Origin of the sequence: Halorubrum coriense DSM 10284 (genome assembly GCF_000337035.1) — an archaeon.
GTDB lineage: Archaea > Halobacteriota > Halobacteria > Halobacteriales > Haloferacaceae > Halorubrum > Halorubrum coriense.
Genome location: NZ_AOJL01000062.1, coordinates 71795 through 93064 on the forward strand (window position 1 = coordinate 71795; position 21270 = coordinate 93064).

General features: G+C 56.6%; 19 protein-coding genes. 11 read left to right on the top strand and 8 right to left on the bottom strand.

The window, feature by feature from the left end; genetic code table 11:
* Nucleotides 1–36 precede the first annotated feature (36 nt).
* Together C464_RS16200 and C464_RS16205 are read right to left on the bottom strand one after the other, a co-directional pair.
* A complete protein-coding gene (locus C464_RS16200; protein ID WP_006114863.1) occupies nt 37–3834 on the bottom strand; it encodes a helicase-related protein in 3798 nt (1265 codons plus the stop codon).
* A 76-nt stretch (nt 3835–3910) separates the two neighbouring features.
* The gene (locus C464_RS16205) at nt 3911–6355 is read right to left on the bottom strand and encodes a DrmE family protein (protein WP_006114864.1); all 2445 of its coding nucleotides are present in this window, start codon (nt 6353–6355) and stop codon (nt 3911–3913) included.
* A 323-nt stretch (nt 6356–6678) separates the two neighbouring features.
* Here C464_RS16205 and C464_RS16210 point away from each other — a divergent pair, with 323 nt between their 5' ends.
* Nucleotides 6679–6930, top strand: coding sequence for a hypothetical protein (locus tag C464_RS16210; RefSeq protein WP_006114865.1), 252 nt, complete (start codon nt 6679–6681; stop codon nt 6928–6930).
* A gap of 16 nt (nt 6931–6946) precedes the next feature.
* Here the strand turns inward: C464_RS16210 and C464_RS18715 are convergent, their stop codons facing one another.
* Nucleotides 6947–7507 carry a hypothetical protein gene (locus tag C464_RS18715; protein WP_006114866.1) on the bottom strand — a complete coding sequence of 187 codons (561 nt, stop codon included), beginning with the start codon at nt 7505–7507 and terminating at the stop codon, nt 6947–6949.
* Between the two features lie 412 nt (nt 7508–7919).
* Between C464_RS18715 and C464_RS18720 the strand changes: the two genes are divergently transcribed.
* Complete coding sequence (locus tag C464_RS18720) at nt 7920–8702, top strand: HFX_2341 family transcriptional regulator domain-containing protein (RefSeq protein ID WP_152420986.1); 783 nt, start codon at nt 7920–7922, stop codon at nt 8700–8702.
* 267 nt (nt 8703–8969) lie between these two features.
* Here the strand turns inward: C464_RS18720 and C464_RS16220 are convergent, their stop codons facing one another.
* Nucleotides 8970–9944, bottom strand: coding sequence for a deoxyhypusine synthase (locus C464_RS16220; RefSeq protein WP_006114867.1), 975 nt, complete (start codon nt 9942–9944; stop codon nt 8970–8972).
* A gap of 876 nt (nt 9945–10820) precedes the next feature.
* Here C464_RS16220 and C464_RS18725 point away from each other — a divergent pair.
* Complete coding sequence (locus C464_RS18725) at nt 10821–11000, top strand: hypothetical protein (RefSeq protein ID WP_152420987.1); 180 nt, start codon at nt 10821–10823, stop codon at nt 10998–11000.
* A 452-nt stretch (nt 11001–11452) separates the two neighbouring features.
* On the opposite strand, the gene C464_RS16230 is transcribed toward C464_RS18725, so the two are convergent.
* A complete protein-coding gene (locus C464_RS16230) occupies nt 11453–11713 on the bottom strand; it encodes a PhiH1 repressor-like protein (RefSeq protein ID WP_049911326.1) in 261 nt (86 codons plus the stop codon).
* A gap of 377 nt (nt 11714–12090) precedes the next feature.
* Here C464_RS16230 and C464_RS16235 point away from each other — a divergent pair, with 377 nt between their 5' ends.
* The 7 genes from C464_RS16235 (at nt 12091) to C464_RS16250 (ending at nt 17822) form a co-directional block, all read left to right on the top strand.
* Nucleotides 12091–12396, top strand: coding sequence for a helix-turn-helix transcriptional regulator (locus C464_RS16235; protein ID WP_006114870.1), 306 nt, complete (start codon nt 12091–12093; stop codon nt 12394–12396).
* A 222-nt stretch (nt 12397–12618) separates the two neighbouring features.
* Entirely contained in the window at nt 12619–13137 is a 519-nt protein-coding gene (locus C464_RS17890; protein ID WP_080510489.1) for a hypothetical protein, read from the top strand.
* Between the two features lie 56 nt (nt 13138–13193).
* Nucleotides 13194–13430, top strand: coding sequence for a hypothetical protein (locus tag C464_RS18730; protein WP_006114871.1), 237 nt, complete (start codon nt 13194–13196; stop codon nt 13428–13430).
* The gene (locus C464_RS16240) at nt 13430–16318 is read left to right on the top strand and encodes a hypothetical protein (RefSeq protein ID WP_006114872.1); all 2889 of its coding nucleotides are present in this window, start codon (nt 13430–13432) and stop codon (nt 16316–16318) included. Before C464_RS18730 ends, C464_RS16240 begins: the two co-directional genes overlap by 1 nt.
* Nucleotides 16315–16554 carry a hypothetical protein gene (locus C464_RS17895; protein WP_080510490.1) on the top strand — a complete coding sequence of 80 codons (240 nt, stop codon included), beginning with the start codon at nt 16315–16317 and terminating at the stop codon, nt 16552–16554. The genes C464_RS16240 and C464_RS17895 overlap by 4 nt, the downstream gene beginning before the upstream one ends.
* A complete protein-coding gene (locus tag C464_RS16245; protein ID WP_006114873.1) occupies nt 16547–17053 on the top strand; it encodes a restriction endonuclease in 507 nt (168 codons plus the stop codon). The genes C464_RS17895 and C464_RS16245 overlap by 8 nt, the downstream gene beginning before the upstream one ends.
* 178 nt (nt 17054–17231) lie before the next feature.
* On the top strand, nt 17232–17822 hold the full coding sequence (locus C464_RS16250) for a DUF4397 domain-containing protein (RefSeq protein ID WP_006114874.1): 591 nt from the start codon (nt 17232–17234) through the stop codon (nt 17820–17822).
* A gap of 650 nt (nt 17823–18472) precedes the next feature.
* Here C464_RS16250 and C464_RS16255 read toward each other — a convergent pair.
* From C464_RS16255 to C464_RS18735, 3 genes are all read right to left on the bottom strand, one after another.
* The gene (locus C464_RS16255) at nt 18473–18853 is read right to left on the bottom strand and encodes a hypothetical protein (protein ID WP_006114875.1); all 381 of its coding nucleotides are present in this window, start codon (nt 18851–18853) and stop codon (nt 18473–18475) included.
* Between the two features lie 409 nt (nt 18854–19262).
* Nucleotides 19263–19700: a TRAM domain-containing protein gene (locus C464_RS16260; protein WP_006114876.1), complete on the bottom strand. Its 438-nt coding sequence runs from the start codon at nt 19698–19700 to the stop codon at nt 19263–19265.
* A gap of 103 nt (nt 19701–19803) precedes the next feature.
* Complete coding sequence (locus C464_RS18735; protein ID WP_152420989.1) at nt 19804–20097, bottom strand: hypothetical protein; 294 nt, start codon at nt 20095–20097, stop codon at nt 19804–19806.
* 338 nt (nt 20098–20435) lie between these two features.
* Between C464_RS18735 and C464_RS16265 the strand changes: the two genes are divergently transcribed.
* Nucleotides 20436–21266, top strand: coding sequence for a type IV toxin-antitoxin system AbiEi family antitoxin domain-containing protein (locus C464_RS16265; RefSeq protein ID WP_006114877.1), 831 nt, complete (start codon nt 20436–20438; stop codon nt 21264–21266).
* The last annotated feature ends 4 nt before the right edge of the window (nt 21267–21270 follow it).

The following is a 21270-nucleotide window of genomic DNA, read 5'->3' on the forward strand; positions in this document are numbered from 1 at the left end:
CGTACACCACCGTCTGTTGGTCTTTGCGAGTCATGATTACTGATTGAATAGATGAACGGACTTGGCAGTCTCAGTGTCGGGCTCGATCGGAATCTGCTCGTCTATGTCCCGGAGATTCGTCATCGGCTGGCGGACGCCGGGGAGCGAGTCGTCTTCCTGCCCGCGCTCGAGGACGCTCGGGATGAACGTGTTCCCACTATCCTCCTCGGCGAGCAGGAACTGCCATATCGTGTCGAATAGGGCGTCAATGCGGTCGGCGTAGATGGCCGCGGCATCGGTCGCATCGTCGTCCGTGTCCACGACATCGTACGCATCTAAGAGGAACCTCTTGATGTCCTGCTTCGTGAGCAGGTCTTCGTGGAAAGCCTCCTGAAGCCCCTTGAGGTCGTAGAGGCGGCCGCTGATCTCGTCGGCCAGCGTGAAGTCGTAGTACTGGAGCAGGGCGGCGCAGAGCACCCCAGAGATGGTCTGCTCGATGGCGTACTTGGCCCATCGCTCCAGTGGGGTCGCCTCCACGAGCAGATCTTCATACTCGTGGTAGTGGTGGAACTGATGATAGTGCGAGCGGTCACGCACCTGCATCGGGTTGAACGAGAGGTACACCGTACCGGGGACGCTCCGTCCGACCCGCGAGTACGACTGGATGTACTCGGCCGTCGAACGCGGCATCCCGTGGAAGGAGATGAAGTTGAACCGGTCGATGTCTACCCCGTGTGAGATCATCGACGTGGCGATGACCATATGGATGGGGTTCTCTCGCTCATCGCGGGGCTTCTCGATCTCATCCTTGTAGGACCGGACGAGATTTAGCGGCGTCTCTCCGGTCATCAGCTTCGCGTTAAGTGGCTCGTAGTCACGTGGTGCGGCCTCCAGGTTTCCGTTGATCATCGTCCGGACCGATCGCTTCATCAGTTGCGTGTTGTCCTTGGCGTAGTGATAGGAGATTTGTACCTCGTAGTTGTCGAGGATTACCTGGAGTCGTTCGTGGAGGGCCTTCCGGTCGTCGGGGAAATTCAGCTCTTCGTATCCGAACTCCCTGAGGCGATCCTCAGGGCTGCGGAGTGCCTCCGCCAGACGCTCGGGCTCCTGTATCAGCGTCTGAACGATTCGGGCCTGCTCCTCGTGGATTCGGTTGATCGCTCGCGACCGCGTGACATTCCTTGGGATGCCGCCGATCATGTTGCGCCCAACCCGTCTTGGGTGAGCGTACGCGTAGAACGACTGTTTGAGTCGCGGACCCTGGGCTGGAAAGATGTTATTCTCCTTGCGATAGAGGGCCTCAACCTGCCGCTCGGCCCCTTGGATGGTCGCAGTAGCCGCCACCACCTTGACATCCCAGCCGTCGTTAAAACGGTCGGCCAGTGTCTGGATGAGCGTCTCGTAATGGGAATCGAACGAGCCGAATTCCTCACGGAGAAGGTGGAGTTCGTCTTGGATGATCAGCGACGGTGGGTCGACCTGTTCGGCGGACTCAAGATCGTCGTTGTCGCAGCTGTGCTTGTCAGGGTAATCGTAGTCGTCAACGAGGCATCGCTTCTCACCGGAGAAGCCGTGGTCAGGACACCGCGTCTTGATCGCCCCGAGGAGTGTCCTGAACCGCCGCTGCATTCCCATGATGGAAATCTTGTCGATGGTGCTGACAACGAAGGTGGGAGCGTGCCGGTAGACTTCCCGGTCGGAAATATAGACTGGGAGCGCTGCGGACTCCCCATCGTGGTCGTTAACCCACGGGCACGCCGTATTGTTACAGATGTGGTCGATTCGCGCCCGCTCATGGTCGCCGTCTATGTCGACCGACTCCTTGCCACAGAACGGGCACTCCGAGAGGATGAGGTACTCGTGTTCCTCGTTCTCGTTGGCGGGTGACTTCTTCGCATCGGCTATTCTGTCCTCCCGGTCGTACTGCTGTTGGTTCATTAACTTGTTCGGCGTGTTATTGCTCCCGACGAAGTACCCGACGCTAAACGGCTCGCCGTCGATGTCATGGTTGCGTCGGACGAGCTCCGCCTGCCCGAGCACCTCGGCGGCACGCTCGAGCTGATCGAGCGAGAGGAAGCGGAGCGGGAATTTCGTGAGCGCGGTCGTCCCGTAATGTTTGCCCCGAAGTCGGTCGTGGAAGGCGGTGAAGGTGACCAGTCCGAGGTAGGACTCCGTTTTGCCGCCGCCGGTTGGGTAGTAGATGACATCCGCTGTATCGAGTCTCTCCTCGATGTCCCGTTCTGGGTTGGCCTGTTGTACTATATCCGGGATAGTCATCACAATAAAGACGATTTGGAACAGACGCCATGAGGAAAAGTCTCCGAGCAGTTCGTCGGTGAAGGTCTCGTTCAGGAGTTTGAACGCCCGCCGCACACGCTCGTCGTTCTCGATGAGCTTCCGGCCTTGGTGGAACCGCTGACGCTCCGTGCGGAAATCCTCCAACGCGTCTTCGAACTGCGTCTCTGCTTCGTCGGACTTGTGATCCAACACCTCGTCGCGGATAGCTTCGTAGTCCTCCTCCGCGGCAGCCATCTGCTCTTCAATTAGCCGCAAAACACCGTCTAGTCCGATGGTGACATCGACGTCGAACTCGGAGTCGATCTCATCCGGCTGGAGTTGAGCCTGCCCGGCGAGCACATCGAACCGCGCGGGAATCGGCTCCCGCGGGAGGTACTTCGCCTGCTTGTAAACCGGGAGGGTAGCAGTCTGAACCCCCGTCGGGTCGGGGTCGGCTATTGGGCTGTGGGCCTCCTTGGGGTAGGTCGGCTCGGCGGCACAGTTTTCCCCGATTGCGTACATCCGACCGTCGTACTGGTACTTGTCACGGATTTCATCCAGCCGGAACGGGATGACTGAAGTGTCGTCGACGGTGGCCTCGATGCCGACATCAAACAGGAACGCGCGCCACATCTTGTACTGGTAGTCCGTAGCGTCTGGGTAGTCGGTTCCATGGGTGTTGACCAGACTGGCGTTGATGACCAGCTCGTCATTATCGCGATCAACTTGAATGCGAATGTCGGCCTCCCAGAGCGGCTCAACCGAGTTGTCTCCGTAATGGTAGTCGATCCATTCGTCGAACGATCCGTTTTCAAGGACATCTACCGGCACCTCGCGGGCGTCGTACTCTTTAACGCCGTCGGCCACATCGCAGAAGTAGCGGTCGTCATTAAGGGCGGTCGCCGCGACATCATCGAGCGTATCGTTGAGATCGATATTTTCCTCGTCAGACTGTTCGGCCAGCTCCCGGAGCCGCTCGCCTGTCAGTATGAGATCGTCAAACTCCACGGGGAGGCGCTCATAGGCCGGTAGGAAGCTTTGCGTCTCCCGGGCGCCCTCGCTCGCCTTGATGATTCCCCCGTCGGTCTCCACCTCCGATTCCTCACCGATGCCGCTTCGGAGCTGATCGGCGTCTGTGGAAGTGGCCGCCTGCTCGCCCCGCTCCCGCTGCTCATCGGCCGTCGGGAACCGGCGGTAGTAGACGCTCGCGCTTGGGGTCAACCTGACGGCGGCGCCATCTGCTATGTCGGCAGGAACCCGGAACTGGAGACCGATCGTGAACGGAGCCACGTCTTCGGCAATGTTTTCGAAGGAGTCTCCCTTGGACATCGCTTCCAGGTACTCGTACTGCGAAGCGAGAACCCCCGCAAAATACTGCCGCGATGGCTTCGACCCAAAGTGTTGCTTCTCCGCCGAGCCGCTGCCGGTCAGTCGGTCGATCAGAGACTGCGTGATAATGTTGTTTACTGCCTGATGCTGTCGGTACGATGGGTCGTCGTCGAGTTTGTAGGCCTCGTTGGGGGGACGAACGTACCGTGGATCATCTTGTGGGGGAATGTCTCGGTGACCGGCTGTCATATACTCCCACGTTGTTCTGTACGGTAAATAAGTGACGCCCGCGTGAGAATTATCGAGGTCGGTATATGGGCTCGCTTCAGTCTGCTCCGGTCTGGATCGTACCGAGTAGGTGGGAGGCGACCGTATCATCGACGACATTGACGACGGTGAGCCGCTCCACGAGGTTGTTCCCACGCTCGTCGATAGTGTCGATGTCACTGAGTCGGATGTCGTGCTCCTCCGAAAGCACCACTTCATCAGTATCTTCTCCGGCAGTTGCCCGGTACGCTCGCTTCCGCAACTCGCGGAGGAGCTTCATATAGGTCTGCTTGATCTGGTGGGCAGCATCCCAGATGTCCTCGAGCTCTTCCCTAACCGCGGAGAGGTCGTACGCCTCGGCGATGTGCTTCATGTTCTCGTACGACCGCGTGTAGTCCACTTCACGGTTGTACCATCCTCGATAGGTGCTTCGTCCGCAGTCAGCTCCCTCGGCCTCCACACGCGAGATGAAGTCGTCGAGCGTGTCATCATGCTCATCGATGGCCTGCTTGAGATTGATTTTCCAGAGGTTAGCCTGCATGATGAGCCGCATGTCACCCCTTTGTTTGATCAGATCGTAGAGCTGCTGGCGGAGGTTGTCCGTCTGGCGGATGCGGACGAGTGTGTTTCCGGTAGTGACGTGTTGGGCCTCGCGCTTGGTCACGCCGCCGACCTCGCCGTCGATGACGTGAAGGCCGTGTTCGGGACGGACTGGCATCCACCGACCGTCGTCGAAGCAAACCCGCAGACAGTCGGCGGGGGTGTTGTCTCTCGATGACCGCGAACTGGTTGAGGAAGCCGTCCAAGTGCTGAAATTGTCGGTTCCCGACATCTGGTCGATGATGTCTTTGATAGAGGTGGGCTCGTGCTTTTCCACCATCTCGTATCCCTCCGCAACCTCGCTCTCACCGCCAAGGTCGATGTCCGGACGCTCTATGTCAAGTTGATCGACCACGGACGCCGTGTTCTCCTCCTCATCGGCGGCCGTTTTGACCGCTTGGCGGTATCGGGGTTGATCTGTCGTCTCCCTGAGGGCGTCGTTTAACACGTCGAACTGGTAGTTGAGTAGCGACAGCTGATGTTCGTACGCAAGGATGGTGACTGACTGTGCGTGGGGTGTTCTGAGAACCCACCGGTCGCGCCATCCTGGCGGGCCAGCGAGCACGACTCGGTCGCAGGTTCTGGCCTCGGCGAGCATGTCGGGCGTGACCACTCGGATGGCTTCGCCGAGCTCTGCGTATAGGTCACCACCTCGTTGCTGTAAGTCCAGGGTCACGGCCTCACGGTCGGCCTCCCTCGGTACGACCACCGTCACCGTCTCGTCACGTTCTATTGTGCCGTACAACAGCCGGTACAGGTGTCCCTGCTTCGTGTCGCCGACCCCTGCCTCTTTCCACTCGGCGTAGGCAGCCTCAAGCTCCAAGCACGCCGATCGAAACACGCCACTGGCCTGCGCTCCAGTCTCATCCTCAAGCAGCTGTTGGCGTAAGTGATCTAGCCTGTCGAACCAGTTTGAGGGGGACAGCGTCTCCCACTGCTCGCTGTACGTCTGTTCGGTGAATCCGACAGACGAGACTGTATTTGAGAAGTCGTTGAGCGCCCTCTTCAGATCACGAATCGCCCGGTCGAGGGCGTTCGAGCCGAGTCGAGACTGAACGCCCTGTAGCTCCTCGATTCGAGACCACACCTCCTGAAATTGTTCGGCGAGCGGACCGTCAGTAACTGTGTGTATATCTCGATCGATGCCGGCCACCTTGTTATCGAGCTGGTTCCGAACACGAACGTACCGAGCGGAGCTACCATCTGCGGCCGCCTCCTCAGTAGACTCGGTAATGGCCTTAATGAGCGCCGGAGGCCAAGCCCAGACACCAGCCCAATTGCTCACCTCTTGATACTCGGGAGCGAGCGGGTCGCGCAGGCAGTAAATCACGGAGGGGATGTCATTCTTATCGCGCCATTCTTTGAACTCTTCCCAGCGGTTGGGCTTGTAGTTCACCGCTCCGTCGTAGATGACGCACCCGATTTCGTTAGCTATGTCGGAGTTGGGGAGATAATGGAGATGCCGTGAGAACAGTGCTCGCGGTGGGTATGATGCGTTGGGTCGGCTTGAGGTCTTCTGGCTGAGTGTCCCGTCCTGCTTCACGGTGGCGAGGGGGAACTCCTCCTTGCTCCACGGGTTACTGAAACTCGGGCTCAACTCACGGTATCGCTGCCTGACCGAACTGTCCGGCGTGAGAATCAGCGCCCTGGGCCGATCACCACCTCGTAACTTGAACAAAACAGACAACGTCAATAACTCTAGGTACTCGTGCTTGAGCGTCGGCGAGAGCAGGCAGAAGTCGTTGTTTGTGGTGATAGCTCCCTTAGTAAGCACGTCGTGGACATCGAAGGTTGCGGGCCACTCGACCGACTTGCTGGAGATACAGGCGTTGGGCGGCAGGCGAGGCTTTCGGGAGAACCCGTTCCGCTGAGTGAGTGCCTCAATTAGTCGGTCAGCAGACATAAATTGTGACTAACACCTACATCAATAAAATCTTATGCCACGTCCGAGATGGGGTTAGCGAAGTTGACTACTGGGCTGTCCATCATTTTTCGTCGACACTGTTTCAAATCCACTTCGTTGTCAGTATCTCCTGCTGTAATTCTATCATACTGTTAATAAATCGACTACCGGCTGACATAAAGAGCGTTAGTCTAATTCTCTCCGCTGAGATAGACTTAGACTGTAGTGTTTATATCCGCGAGATCGTGACTCGCGAGAGGTATGATATTAGGTCACTACTTTTGTCACTCGCGTCCGTCACCATACGTAAGGCGGTGACAACAATGGGACGACAGGAAATCGTCGAACACATCGAAGCCGAGCTCTCGGATCGGTTGGACGAACCCACCAGCTCATCGGAGATCACCGAAGCGTTGTGTCAGCACTGCGGGCACATGATCGAGGAGGAAGGAAAAAAGCCGGACGACTATGTCGTCCACCGCATTCCCTCACACGGTGAATCGGGCCGGAGTTACGTGTTCTACTGTGGACCCGATTGCTTCCAAGATGCGATGGGCGAACTACTAAACGTATAGCCGCTGCCGGTCGCCTCTATCGGTAGAGTTGAGCGGCCAGCGGTGATGCGCAGTAGTGGTTCGCAGGGGTTCGGAAGACGATTTTCACGTACGGGCCCTTGGTCACGTTCGAGTCCTCAATGGCGGTGACGATACGCTCCAACCGCTCACGGCGGTCTCCAAAGTTTCCGTTGGTCAGATCTTGGAGAGCCTTCCCCGTCGGGAAGTTCCGTGCATTGGCCACGACCGCTCGCACAGACGAGTTTTGCTGAGCGTGCTGGGCCACTTTCCGGAGTTCTTGATTGACCATTTGGGAGACGCCCTGTCCGTTGACGACACCCTTCTGGCCGTGGATGAGGTAGGTACTCGGTCCCTGCTTGTACTTCTGGACCATTCCCATTTCACTATGTAACCGCTCGATTCGGTTGTACGACATTTCAGAACACTGGCTCTTCAGGGCCGGTGTCTTGATTGTTGTGTTGCTGTCTGTGTGGCCGTTCGTGATGAGGAACTCGACGACATCCGTGAGTTCCGCCGCAATCTGTAGATTCGTTTGTGCTCGTTGTTCGATACCGCTCTTCAATTGACTTCGTGTCATCTATTATTGTATTTCGAGTAGTAATTCTTCCGATGTAATCGAAGCAGATATATGGTAGCCGTCAAAGAAACTAACTGACGGCACAAAACCACCCCACTGCTCCGAGCGCGGAGACGGGAAACGGCCGCCACAACGGCCAAAACCCTTCGATACATCCCTTCCCGGTACATAATACGATCAGTCTATTGTGCTCTATACTACGAGCACAAGAAACTTCAATGGTAGAGCCGCTAATGTGTTTGAAAGGATAAATCGCGGTGATTTTATTGATATATCCTAACTGACACAGATGATAACTTGGACTGAGGCAATTGAGCCGATTTAATCTCTCATTCAATCGGTCCTTTGGTTTGACTGATGAGATGGTGTTCAACCAGTCACTATTTTAATGTTACGCAGATAGAATAACACAATGAATGAGCCGGTCCCCCGACGTGTTCACATTGCACCGCAAGGCTTCGAAGACGAGCGAATCTATCGGCCGGCGATCGAGCGAGATGCCGATATTGTCGTTCTGATCGAGCACGATTCGGATAATGAGACTGCGAGTAGGTGCCGAGACCAGATTGTGGAGATGCTTGAAGAGGAAGGAATCTCAGTTGAAAGGACAGATTGCGACATCTTTGATCTGAACAACTCAATAGAAACAATTCTGGCACAGATACGACAGCGGAACACTGACGATAACATCCGAGTGAACATATCGGCGGGATCAAAGATCACTGCCATTGCAGGTATGCTGGCTTGTATGTTCACGAGCGCTGAGCCCTATTACGTGGTTCCTGAGGGGTATACCGAGGCACGCGATGACAGATCAGGAGAGACAGTTAGCTTCGGTATGGACGCTATCGAACCTATCCCAGCATATCCCGCAACTGAACCGGATTTACAGCTCATTCAGGTGCTGTCATTTATTCAAGAAGAGCAGCCAGACAATGAGCCGTACGGTGTTTTGTTAAAACAGATTGGTCGATTTCTTTTGGAGGAAGATCTCCCAGCCGTACAGGGTAGCGACAAGTCGCCTGATGATGCCGAAGACATCTATCCTATGGTTAATGAGGAGATCGTTGAGCCACTCTCGAAGCGGAGTCTCGTTCACAGAACGCGTCTTGATGGAGGAATACACGTACGGACGAGCAAAGAGGGTGATGAAATGTTGAGCTTAGCTGAGAGCCTTCTACGGCAGCACGATTAGCTCTCAGATCCCTTGTTTGTCTTTATTATGACGCCGTCGCTACGACCACGAAGTGTTGGCCCCCGAGAGTGTACCATCGGTAGGTTGGGCCACTCATTCAGGTGTTAGCGACGTACTCGAAGATTGAGACTGTCCTTTCACTCAAGAACGCTCTATGATGGTATATCAACTTCAACCGATGATAGTTTGATAAGAATTTGCTCGTGATTATTGCGCTAATTACGCCCACTCGGTATCATAGCAGACCCGCCACGGGCGTGTGAGAGGTTATTGTTTGAACGCTTTCGCCACAAGCAGTGGCAAGACAAGTGTGGCCTCTGCTTCCACTTGTGTGTAGTTCGTCTGGTTTTCTTTGATCTTCCCCCAAGAAACCGCTTCGTTCGGCGGTGCACCCGATAATGACCCATCACCCTCCATCCCCGTTGAAATATACACCACGTAATCTGCTCCTCCTCGAAAGAGGTTCGTCATGATTGCATGGTGTTTCGGTACTCCACCCCCCACCGCGATGAGCCCCGTCGAGTCCGCGAGCAGCCCATCTTCAATTAGCGAGTCATAGTCGTCCAAAATCTCAATACCCACTTCTGAATCGTACCCTTGACGGTAATAGTAGAGGAAGTTCCCGACCTCGGAGTCTGTCAACGCTGGACAGTACACCGGTACGTCGTTGTCCGCGGCCTGCTTCAGAACCGAATCCTCATCCTCAAGAGTTTCACCTAACTCGCGTGCGAACGACGTCGGTGATCTCACTTTCTCCTCTGCGAAAAAGTCCTCAAAGAAATTATACAGATACTCTTCCAACCACACATACCGGTCAGAAGGAACGAAGAGATTCCCGAGCCGATTGATCCCACGCTCACGGAGCGATGCCTCGTCTGCGTCCCATTTTCCCATCTTGAATGGCTTTGCCGTCTTGATCACGTCCTCAGTCAGCGATCCAGACGTCGTAATAACTACGTCTACATACCCCTCTCGAACGAGATACGCGACGGTCTCGCGCAGCCCCGACGAGATGATGTTTGACGTGAACGTGAGGTAGACAGTGGCGTCCGCCTCCTGCATACGTTCGGCGATGTCGATTGCCTCTGCGAGCTGCGTCGCCTGGAACCCCGTTGTCCCATAGGCGTCGAGCATCTCGTCAAAATCAAATTCTCCACGAAAGTCGTAGCCACGAACATCCGGCGTGTCAGGTTCCTCATCACTCCCAGGGACAACGTCGCTGTGAGAGTCATCTTTGTCCATACTACTGGATAATCTGACGCCGGTTTGAAGAACTCGGAATCGGTCTCCAAGCCGTTGTTGAAACCCTCAGCAGTTGAGCGTTTTACACTCTAAACCGGTCAGTACAGGGTAGCGCGGATACCGGCCATGGAAGCACTTATTCTTTTAGTGATGGTTAAGTGAGACGATGGCCGATGGCTTCCGAGATCTACTTAATTCGCTCCACGAACGCGGATATAGTACGATTACTCGGGACGAGGGTTACGATAAGGAGGCTAGCGGAGTAGTTCCACTTGATCAAGAGGACTGCCGTGAGAAACCCTCTGGTTGGCGTCGATTTCTTCCACAGATATACAATGCTGGGGACGTCGACCTTGTGCCGAGTGATATTCGGTACATCGCTGACGCTCATGGATTCCGAGTTGAACCAGTTGGCCGCGACGCAGATTCATTGACAATACTGATACAACCAGATCTTGCTCAGTAAGCAGCCCCCGTCAACCGGCTGTTTCAGACGAGAATGTCTAGAAAATCAGATTTCAACACAACAGTAGTCCCTTGTTCTCTAGTGAATAGCTTCGGACATGGTGGTGTAGCCAACTATTTGCTTCCTACTAGTAATTTCTACTCAAACATGACCGGAATCGTGATCCTCCCCGCTGGTCGCGACGACGCGTTTGAGGAGTATAAACAGTTCATCCGAGATGGGCACCCAATTGAGGATATTGAGTCCTATNTGATCCTCCCCGCTGGTCGCGACGACGCGTTTGAGGAGTATAAACAGTTCATCCGAGATGGGCACCCAATTGAGGATATTGAGTCCTATCTCGATTGTAGGGCCCTCAAGCTGTTTCGGACGACATCTCCCTTCTGTTGTCGAAACAAGCTCCTTGCTCGGTGAGTACGAATTTTTCAGTCACCGGCTATGATAAACAAAAAGTGTCTGAAGAGCAGATTTCAACAAAGCTGGCCAAGGTCAAAATTCAATCCAAGAGTACGAAACTCGAAGCACGCGCTATCAAAGAAGGCAGCAGCCGGATTATTCTAAAAGCCGAATTGGGAGATCGGATCGGTTAGGTTCCTTTTGAGAATCTCCACTACCCCAAGCCGGACCAATAAAGACGTAACACAACTCAGAGTGCCGGACACAGAGAAATATCGACCTTCGATATTCTAGAGAGTTATCCAAACCCAGCCCACCAGTCTAGACGCGTAGCGTAGCTCGGTCGAAGTGCCAGGCGGCCGAACGGGCTCAGCATTGATGTGCCCACCCAGGTACCCAGTGCCCCACGTCGTGATCGAACAGTGGTCGTCAAGGTCGCCACAATCGTGCGAGGTAATCCACCTAGCAGTGGCGAGGACGCGGAGCCGAGTGCGAACGAGCTGCTGCCGGAGGTGAATCGTATGCGATTTCCCACCACGATGGCGTCCTCTCACAGTCGAGATGTTCAAGAATGCGGCCGTCCTCACTGACTATCCAGTTCGCAAACTTCATCATTCTACACCTGCGCGCTCTCGTCTCCGTTCCGTTAGTGGCGGTTAATGTCGTCTACAGCCAATTCTCCGTCCAGATACCTCTCGCCCTCGGGAGTCGTGACGTAGATCCCGTTTCCGAGGGCTTCTAGCAGACCATGCTCGGACAACTTTTTTAGTCGTTTAGATACCTGTGACGCGGAAATATGGATGTATTCGTGTTCCGAAAGCGGGGTAGGAGACCCGGATCCTTCCTCGCGGATTACCTCCAACATCCGGTCATCCCAGATAGTCATCCAGTCAGCGCTTTTCCTCATATTCATAAGATGTTATCACCGCATAATCGTTTCACCGGATTAGTTATACAGAAATCTAGAAATTATGAAGGAATCACCATTAACTTTATAACATGAAGATTCGTTTGTGAAAACACGGAGCCCGAGCGACGAACCCTCGGCTCGCGATGAAATGTAGGATCCCGGTCGCGGTGTACCAGCACCCGACCGGGTCGGGTTCTGTGCTAATCTCACAGAACCATGCGAACGATAACGACTGCGGGGCTTAAGCCCTGCGCGACGGCCAGCGAATCGAACAAAACCAACAACGACGGCTGTACGTGCTGTTCAGCGCCGGCTGATGGCTTCGACGCACAGCTACACGCACCAGTTAGCCGTGCCTGCGCAGGGGGTGCCGCATGAACGAAGACCGTCTTGAAACCCAGAACGCGTTCTCGGATCTCACCGCGTTCCAGCGAGACCTCCTGCGGGCGCTCGCCAAAACCGACGAACAGAGCGGCCTTTCACTCAAAACGGATCTCGCCACCTACTACCAAGACGAGATCAACCACAGCCGCCTGTATCAAAATCTCGACGAACTCGTCGCGCACGGGTTCATCGAGAAGCGCCAACGCGATGGCCGCACCAACAGCTACAGCCTGACCGACGCGGCACGTACAGCCCTCGCAAATCGTGACGCATGGGTGCGAGGTGAGACGGCGTGAGTCGCACCCAACGGCCGTCCATCCGCTTTGACGCCCGCGAGACCCTCACCGGTGCCCTTGACGATCTCACCGTCCGGCAGGCAGTAGAGGGCCACAAATGACGAAGAAGCTCTGGCGATGCCATCAGTGCGAACGGCTCGTCAACCGCTTCGTCAACGGGTGGGTCTGCCCGCGCTGTGGCTGGTACTGCGGACGAACAATCGCCTGCGTCAATCGGGGCCAATGAGTCAGAAACCGCAATCCGAATCTGTAGCCCCCGCAGGCGATACCGATGGTACTGCCCACCTCGGAACCACCATCGGGACGCTCGATCAACTGTCGTTGGCATCCACCGTCGGCACATGCCAATACTGTGGGCGCTCGCTCACCGAAGGCGACGAGATCGTTGCGTACGTCTACAAACCAACTGGCGAGCGCACCCATCACGTCGGCCATTGTGTCTGTGCGGATCCAAACCACCGCCAACAGGAGGTGTTCACGCTTGGCGTTCACGAACTGCTGGTTGCCGGCCGGGTTGGAATCGCCTCAGACGCTGCGACGCAATCGACATGGCCGATCTTCATCGAACCAGTCACCGTCGCCGTAAGTGCGCCAGCAACGACGACACTCCGCTGGCTCCCACCGGAGACGTCAGTGGACGACCACGTGGCACCCACGCTGTGGCAGCGACGTCAACGCCAGGTGGCTCGAACACAGGTGACTGTCAGCAATAACCCGACAGCGCCAGGCGGTGACGACTGATGGGAACGCCACGACGCAGGGCACCGAGTGCCCCACCAGTCGCCACTGCTCCACAGGTGACAATCGCCCACCTCCAGCACGCACTCACCGCGAGTGCGGCCGGCGACATACCGGGCGTCACCGGTGGCCTGTTTCGAGCGATTCGGACACTCGATGAGACACAGTACCCGGAAATCGCCGCTGCGATCCGGACTGCCCGCGGTGTCGACCCGAGATCGCGGACGGTGCGACAGTACATCCGGGCGATACTCCGGCGTCTCATTGCGGTGGTCAACTGCTGGGAGCCACAGTAATGCCAGCTCCCAGCCAGCCCACCGCAGTAGCCCACCAGCGTCGCACACAGCACCGTGAGCGTGGGATCCACCTCGTTAGCCAATCTACAAGCAAGACCGACGGCCCGGTCTGTACGGCCATCTCGCCGCGCCTGACAGAGTGGGTTCCAGACATCCTCGCAGCCCTCCGTGAGCACACCATCGAGACCATTCAAGAATACACGGAACAGACTGATCCGTGGCGAGCAAGCTCGTCGATTCTCGATGTCACCCTTCCCGGGTGGAACTCACTAGCTGACTCGTGGGACGACGCCACCGCAGAAGCAGTTGCGTACACTCGCGCGATCACCGAGCTTGCGCTCACCGGTACCACGACAGACTCGGAATATCAGGAACGCCGTCACACAGAACTCACCGACACCGTCGAGTCGGTAGGCACTGGTCGCGGCGCTCTCAACGCTACCCTTGGCGCGCTCGCGAAGGGCCCAGTTGTGCTCCATCGTGAACTCGACGTCACCCCACAGGCAATCACGTTGGTACTCGACGGGCCAGCGTGGACCGACCTCAGCGATCGCCGAACCGGTGTTCGCGCCCTTGCGGCGATTGCGGTTCTCGCTGACGGATTCGATGTCCGCCTTGTCGCAAGCCCCCGACTCCGGCGGGCACTCGAAGGGCGGTACCCACAGTGGTGTGAGATCCACCTCGGTCTTACTGAGCGCCGGGATCGGTCCCTCCACCGAGGACACCGCAGCGCTGCCGGCTCACCCACCACCAACTCCACCCAGTCAGCGTGGGACGCACTCGATGGGCTCGCGGACGCACCGGGCAAACGCCGGCTTCTTGCGGCGCTTGAGCCCGATTCAGCCCAGACGTACGACGAGCTCACAGCTCATCCCGACCTCGATATTGAACGCGGAACGGTCGGTCGGTACGTCATTGAGTTAGAGTCGCGAAACCTCGCCACGATCGACCGCCGCCGAGCGCAAAACACGGTCGAACTCACTGAACTGGGCGAAACAGCCGTCAGCGAGTGTCTCACCGACAACGCCGAACTCCAGCATCCAGCACAAACCCAGTTACAGAGTGGTCTTACTGCGACCACTCACGAATTCACAAGTACAGTGTCGCCCCGCCGGGAGGGGCAGTACCTCACCCCAGCCGACGAGTGGATCGCCGCCACAGGTGACCCCGAGGACACCGACTTCGTCCAGTGGGCAGCGGGCTCAAAGCATCCGGACCCCACACTTCACCAGCGGTTTGCCGCCCCAGCCCACGAGGAAGGCATCACCCTCGTCGATGACCAGCCGGCACGGTTCGATGATGGCCGAGTAACGTACCTCAGCCACCACGCCGATGAGTTGCTCGTCATCTGCCAGTGGGGCGGGCCCCTAGCCACACTGGGACGTCTCGCGGCTGCCTTACTCAGCGAGAAGGCACTCGATGAGATCCTCACTCCATCGCAGGTTGGCGAGGAGTTCACAGGTATCCACGATGGCATCACCGACTACGACCCAGGCCGGACGCTGCGTCGTGGCCACCAAGTCGGCTGGCTCAGCGAAGATGAGACGAGCTACGAGGCGTGGCGAGAGCGCATTACGAGCGTTCGCGACGCTCACCTCGCCCGACTCGCCACGCTCACCAACAGCGACGATACAGCCGCTCGGAGTGAGCTCTTCGAAGACCTCCACGGGCTGCTTGCGTCAGCGACCCACCTGTATCACGCCGTCGGGATCGACCTGGCGGCCACCATCAGGATCCCAGACACCGAGCCAATTGCTCAGAACACCGCTCGACGAAGCGACTTCTGTGAGTTTCTCGCCAAAACAGCCACCAAACAGTCTGTCTACGGAATCCACGCAGGGTACCGACTCCTGTTTGAAGACCGTCCCGAGAAGCTGTGTCGGCGACTTCCCTACGAGGTCGAACCGAACACGCAGGTCGATCTCACCATGTCGTGGGTGATTGCGGGGCCGACAGCAACGACCCTCAAAGACGCGATTACCACGAGCCTCAGTGATGAGCTCACAACCGTCCGCGAAGCAATTGCGGACGGCACTGAAGCCGCACCGACTCTCGAAATCCCCGTTATTGATGGCACCACCTACCCCGCCATCCGGCGGGTAATCGACGAGATTGCGATGACCCACGACGGACAGTGGACACCCCGCGAGCGACAGCGGCTCGTGCGGCTGTGTCTGCGCTCGTTTGGCCCGTCGGACACCCAACGGCAGGCGTGTCCGTACGACGTCGTGGTGAGCCTGCTGCGCGCGCTGAGCGAGTCTCACGTACCGACGCCTGCCGACGTTGAACGCGCGGCGGCCACACTCCCGTCGACGCGATTCCGGCCTGACCTCACGCCAACGGCAACCAAACTGTACGCCGCACTGTGTCGGGCAGACCAGCCACGCAGCCGGAGCGAGCTACTCGAACGGACAGGCATCTCTGCGAGTAGCTATGACCGCCGCATTCGCGACGTCCGCGAACTGAAGCGAGTACACTCCATCTCCGTCGACGGTCGCCGCCAGTGGATCGTCGACGACGGGACGTACTCGTGGTGGCGAACACACGTGCTGACGGCAGCGCTGTCGACACCGCTGGTGACGTGCCGAGAGGCGACCACCACATTTCGCGCTCAACAGGCCGTGATGTGGCCCGCACAGCAAGACGAATGCTCCACCGCTAGCCTTGGCAGTGGCTCGATCCCTGCCAACAGGTTACGCCACACCGCGTTTCCAGTGAATATGAGACGAACCCAAACAGCCGACGCGACCGCACAGACACCACCGTACCACACGATAGACCGACGCCGACAGTCACGTCATAGCCAGCGTGTCAAAGTCGCCAGCTCGGAGCCGACACCAGTTCCGGCAACACCACACACCCCAACGCAATCGGGTGAGCACCAATGACAGAACCGGTCATCGATCTCAAAACAGACGTAATCCGCGACCGCCCAGTCACAGAAACCGCGGGCACCGTCCAGGTAAGTCAAACCGAGACCGACGACGGCCGCATTACGCTCAGCTTCGGCGGGCCATGGGGCGTGACCTACGCGGAACTCACGCCCACAGAGGCACAAGCCGTCGCCACAGCACTCGAACACACCGCAGTGCGAGCTGGAACGAAAGGTCCCGTCGATGACTAACTTTGAGAGGGACATTCGCGAGCAGATCAACGCGCTCAGTGACCCCGTCTCGGTTCGTGAGGACACCGACCCGGAACACGACCCGACGAACGGACGCTGGTTGGAAAAACACGTCGCGGACGCACTCGAAGACTGGGGCTACCGGACCAGCCGCAATGAACGGCTCTTCGGGCTCGAAACCGACGTAGTGGCGCAGCGGAACAAACACCGCGATGAACCAGCTGATTACCTCGTCGTTGAGTGTAAAGACTGGCACACAACACTCGTCGACCGGCAAGCAGTCGAGGACATCGCTCTCCGAGCGCTCCTTGCGCGAGCGATGCCTGTGCTGGCCGTGTCGTGGGGTGTGACAAGCAAAGCGTGGGCTCTCGCCCAAGTGCTTGACGTTCGGATCCTCACCGACGAGGATCTACACAAAGACAGCCTCCCGCCGCTTACAGAACGTCGGCCCCCACGGGGAACGTTCCGCACCCGCCGGGAACCATCGATAGCTCATTGATCGACACCTCCGGCCACAAGTTCGAATATTTCGCCATACGTACTCTCTGCTCCAAGCGTTGTGATCAGTGTCTGAAACAACAGAGGTCTCCGAAACTATATGTGAATTTGACACCTATATATAATATATTTTGTACAAATATATAGTTTGAAGTTGATATCTGCCTAAAATATGTGTGATGCCGGAAACAGCCTCCGTCCGTGTCGGTCACTGTAGTCCTGATGTATCGAACGTAGACATCCACGTCGACGGCGAGATAGCATTTGAGGACATACCATTTACAGACATAAGTGAATACGCCGAGCTGCCCGCTGAGAACCATGACATCGCTGTGACGGCACACGGCGACGACGAGCATGTCCTTGATGCGACGCTTGATCTTGAGGCAGACACCGCATACTCGGCAATAGCAACGGGGACGCTGGCCGAAATCGAATGTACAGTGTTCACCGACGCTCCTGGTGACGTGGCAGACGACCAAGCACACGTGCGGTTCATCCATACCGCCCCGGACGCCCCTGCAGTGGATGTGCGCGTCGCCGATGGAGGCCCCACACTGTGTGAGGAGATCAACTTCCAAGCCGCAAGCGAATACGTTCCGGTCGATGCCGGCACGTACGATCTTGAAGTCGTCGTTGCCGGAACGGACGACGTGGCGCTCGCACTGTCAAGCGTGGAAATCGAAGGCGGCACTGCGGTGTCGGTACTCGCTGTTGGCGAGTTCGATGACGACTCGCTTGATGCGGTGTTCGCTGAGGACGCTCTTTGACATCATCTCCGCCCTGAAGCACGAGGATTCCTTCGTGGGACAGCAGGCTGTTCCCGTATCCCCGAAGGTACCCTCACCAGACCTCGGGGGGTCTAGCTGTGGTTTGTGAGTGGTGTGTCGGGCCTCCTGAGAGGTGTGGTGTGCTTGGGTATCCGCTTACACCTCACAGGTCGTGCCATCGACCCGAGTCAACCTGACGGGTGAGTAGATATCCGACGTAGGGTTGCTTTTTGTTGACAGAGAACCCAAGCCAACTCCAATTTTCGACTGATGTGCTTACGGAAGATTGAGGAGAAAGCCCCGTGGTTTAGCGCGAGGATGAATCCGACAGTTCCTATACGAACTACAGTTGACGTTCTGACCGGATGTGTTAATTGATCTCACATCGTGCTAACAATTAGCAGAGGCGGCCTGCCCGCCCAGTTAATCGGACAATATTTGGATTCCCCTGATTCCACGCAGAAAGCATCCCTTTCTGTTGGCGGAACACGGGGGACAGTCAAGAGGTATCTCCGAATCCCTCGCAGGATAGGAGTAACGGCTGGTTGACACAGCCAGTAGTCGTCTTTCGAGGTGGCTACGAACCGTAAATATCCCAACCCAGCGGTGCGGTGCCGTGGGAATCCTCGCGCTTCAGCGCCGGGAGGATGTCAAGCCTCCTGAGCCCACTCTAGGGCTTCGTCCAACGATTTGAAGGACTCAGTTTCGAGATCGGGGTTCTCAACGTTCGACTCGACGGCCATCCCTTTCAGTCCGTCAGCAACGTAGGCGGCTCGTATAATGTCGCCAAGTTGAGTGAGTTCGGACCAGACATTGTTGATGTGGCTCTGTGTCTCGCTTCCTAGCGCGTCCGCAGAGACGAAATGGATGATTACTCCCTTGATGTCTTCCTCTTCAACAGTCTCTCTAAAGTGAGCTTCTGCCTCCTGTAACTCTTCATCGAAGACTTTCCCCCAGTCATCAACCTTCCAGATACCAACAGTACCCTTCTGTGTGTATGACCACGAATCGCCCGTAGTTTGAGACGGCATTATCAGAATGTACTATATCGCTTATTCAAAAGCGCTACCACCTGATTTTCAGTATTGAGAATACGTGGCCCCTGTTGAACTCCTCTTCTTCAGACATATTATAGTCTGAAACAGCCGGTCGCTTGAGGATTGCGAATATATCACTTGCGGAGGAGTGGTGGTACAAAGGCGTACGCACAGACGAGTAGACTGATAATGAAAAGTGGAAATGCCAATGGTTCTTCTCGAATAATCAGCCCTGTTGCGAGAGTGGACACTGCTACAGCGACAAGTGCTGTGCGGATTGAACGGAGATGCGCAAGGATTTTCGTCTGCTGATCAACCATATCGACAACATATCCACTTTTGAAATCAGTCTTGTGAACTTAATACGTTACCTTGACCACAAATTCGCACGAGTTAGCAAGTCCTAGGCTTCCCCGCGAAGGGTGTCATCAACGACATCAGCGAACGCAACGTTCTCACGCACTTGTTGCATCTCGACAGTGACTCGGTCTCCGACACTCGTTTCGGGAACGATCACGACGTAGCCGTGCTCAACTTTCGCGATCCCGTCACCTTGGTCACCGAGGTTCTCGATTTTAACGTCTCGCTGTTCACCTTCCTCGACAGGCGGGCCGTCGTATTCGTGTTGCTGACCAGCGTGGTCAGCTGACTGAGTGACCTCAGTCATGTCGGTGTCTTCGGTATCCGACGTCGATGTCGATATGAGCGCAACACGGTATGTTTCACCCTCAGAGAGTGTGCCGGTGGCTATCTCACGGTCTGGTACGGTTATTTGATAGGTGCCATCGTCTTGCTCAACAGTCGCAGTATACAGTGTCTGGAGCGTCTCAGAAATGTCCATAAATCGCGTATTGTGTTGATTCGTGCCAGCTGACTTGTTTCTAGTGTTTCTAGCGCCCTCAACTAATTATCGTGGTTCTGACTGAAGTACCCGATGGGGCACTTCAGGACTTCTGACCATCATCAAACACGGCGGCAAATTCCTCGAGAAGTTCCTTTTGTGACCGTTCATCATCATGAGAGGGAAGTGGTGCTTCCCAGCATTCAATTTGGAGTGTGTGCGCACTCGATACCGACTCCGGCTCAGTTACCACATTGAAGATGCCGGTCCGATAGATTGCCAGAAGTCGCTGGTCATGAACTGTGACATAATCGATTCCAGCCCGACTCAGAGCAACAGGAATGTCGATCGGCTCAGGTAGCGAGACAGAGGCGCTTGGAGACGCCGAATCGCTCATACTTGGGTTTGGTCGATAGCACCGATAAATGCCCTGGATAGAAAGGCATTCGACTATTGACTAGGCAGACCACCATTGTCCCGGGCTGAGGAAGGCTGAATGGGATATTATCAGCAGACTTGAAAATCACTTTGCCGTCGTAACGATCAGATCTCTGGATTCGTGGGCTGTGTTGGTTAACACGAGAGCATCGACGTGCTCGAAGAGAGCACTTAACTTCTTAACCAACGCTTGGTTCTACCCCCGAGTTCGTTGGTTAAGGCTGCTCATCTCCGTCTCCGTCGCAGTCGCAAGGCTAAAGCAGGCTCGTGTTTATACTCTATGTAAGAAACGCAGGTATGAGTACCATAGAACAATCAAAAAATATACGCCAGGGTCTCTCGAGTCGAGAAAGTCGACTGCTTACACGACTCGCTGGCGCGGGTCACCAGATCATCTCTGTCGACGACATCGAGACGACGCTGGGGATCCCTCCGAACACCGCCCGCGAGGTCGCCTCCCGGCTCACCGAGAAGGGCTGGCTCGACCGGCTCTTCTCGGGCACGTATCTCATCGTGCCACTCTCGGCCGGCGAGGAGGCCGTGTACACAACCCACGAGTACCTCATCGCCGCCCACGTCGCCGAGCCGATGTACATCGGCTACTACAGCGCCCTCAGCCACCACGGGCTGACCGAACAAGTACCTCGGACGGTGTACGTCGTCACGCCGACCCGAGCGCAAAGCCGAGAGATCCACGGCGTTCCGTACCGCGTCACGACAGTCACCGACCGGAAATTCTTCGGCTTTGAGCCGACATCCATCGAGGGTACAACTGTTCAGGTCAGCGACCTGGAGAAGACGCTAGTCGACTGTGCGGACCACCCCGGGTTCTGTGGTGGGCTCCGGGAACTCGCAACCGCGATGCGAGCTGCCGACGAACGGGGCTGCGACTGGGAGGCCGTCGGCGAGTACCTCGAACGCCTCGACAACGGCGCTGCGACCAAGCGGATCGTCTACCTCGCCGATCAGCTGGGCATCGGTCTCCCCGCTCGCGAGGAACTCGTCGCGTCGTTCACGAGTGGCTATTCCGCACTAGACCCGACGCGACCCGACACCGGATCGACTGACAGCACGTATCGACTTCAGATCAACGTCGAGCCAGCCATGTTGGAGCCGACGGAGTCCTGATCGC

What these genes read in the sequence shown, in the direction of transcription:
- C464_RS16265 (WP_006114877.1), top strand. Translation starts at nt 20,436, where the DNA reads ATGAGTACCATAGAACAATCAAAAAATATACGCCAGGGTCTCTCGAGT.
- C464_RS16255 (WP_006114875.1), bottom strand. Translation starts at nt 18,853, where the DNA reads ATGCCGTCTCAAACTACGGGCGATTCGTGGTCATACACACAGAAGGGT.
- C464_RS18735 (WP_152420989.1), bottom strand. Translation starts at nt 20,097, where the DNA reads ATGAGCGATTCGGCGTCTCCAAGCGCCTCTGTCTCGCTACCTGAGCCG.
- C464_RS16240 (WP_006114872.1), top strand. Translation starts at nt 13,430, where the DNA reads ATGCCAGCTCCCAGCCAGCCCACCGCAGTAGCCCACCAGCGTCGCACA.
- C464_RS16250 (WP_006114874.1), top strand. Translation starts at nt 17,232, where the DNA reads ATGCCGGAAACAGCCTCCGTCCGTGTCGGTCACTGTAGTCCTGATGTA.
- C464_RS16205 (WP_006114864.1), bottom strand. Translation starts at nt 6,355, where the DNA reads ATGTCTGCTGACCGACTAATTGAGGCACTCACTCAGCGGAACGGGTTC.
- C464_RS16230 (WP_049911326.1), bottom strand. Translation starts at nt 11,713, where the DNA reads ATGAGGAAAAGCGCTGACTGGATGACTATCTGGGATGACCGGATGTTG.
- C464_RS16235 (WP_006114870.1), top strand. Translation starts at nt 12,091, where the DNA reads ATGAACGAAGACCGTCTTGAAACCCAGAACGCGTTCTCGGATCTCACC.
- C464_RS18720 (WP_152420986.1), top strand. Translation starts at nt 7,920, where the DNA reads ATGAATGAGCCGGTCCCCCGACGTGTTCACATTGCACCGCAAGGCTTC.
- C464_RS16220 (WP_006114867.1), bottom strand. Translation starts at nt 9,944, where the DNA reads ATGGACAAAGATGACTCTCACAGCGACGTTGTCCCTGGGAGTGATGAG.
- C464_RS16200 (WP_006114863.1), bottom strand. Translation starts at nt 3,834, where the DNA reads ATGACAGCCGGTCACCGAGACATTCCCCCACAAGATGATCCACGGTAC.
- C464_RS18715 (WP_006114866.1), bottom strand. Translation starts at nt 7,507, where the DNA reads ATGACACGAAGTCAATTGAAGAGCGGTATCGAACAACGAGCACAAACG.
- C464_RS16245 (WP_006114873.1), top strand. Translation starts at nt 16,547, where the DNA reads ATGACTAACTTTGAGAGGGACATTCGCGAGCAGATCAACGCGCTCAGT.
- C464_RS17890 (WP_080510489.1), top strand. Translation starts at nt 12,619, where the DNA reads ATGAGTCAGAAACCGCAATCCGAATCTGTAGCCCCCGCAGGCGATACC.
- C464_RS16210 (WP_006114865.1), top strand. Translation starts at nt 6,679, where the DNA reads ATGGGACGACAGGAAATCGTCGAACACATCGAAGCCGAGCTCTCGGAT.
- C464_RS17895 (WP_080510490.1), top strand. Translation starts at nt 16,315, where the DNA reads ATGACAGAACCGGTCATCGATCTCAAAACAGACGTAATCCGCGACCGC.
- C464_RS16260 (WP_006114876.1), bottom strand. Translation starts at nt 19,700, where the DNA reads ATGGACATTTCTGAGACGCTCCAGACACTGTATACTGCGACTGTTGAG.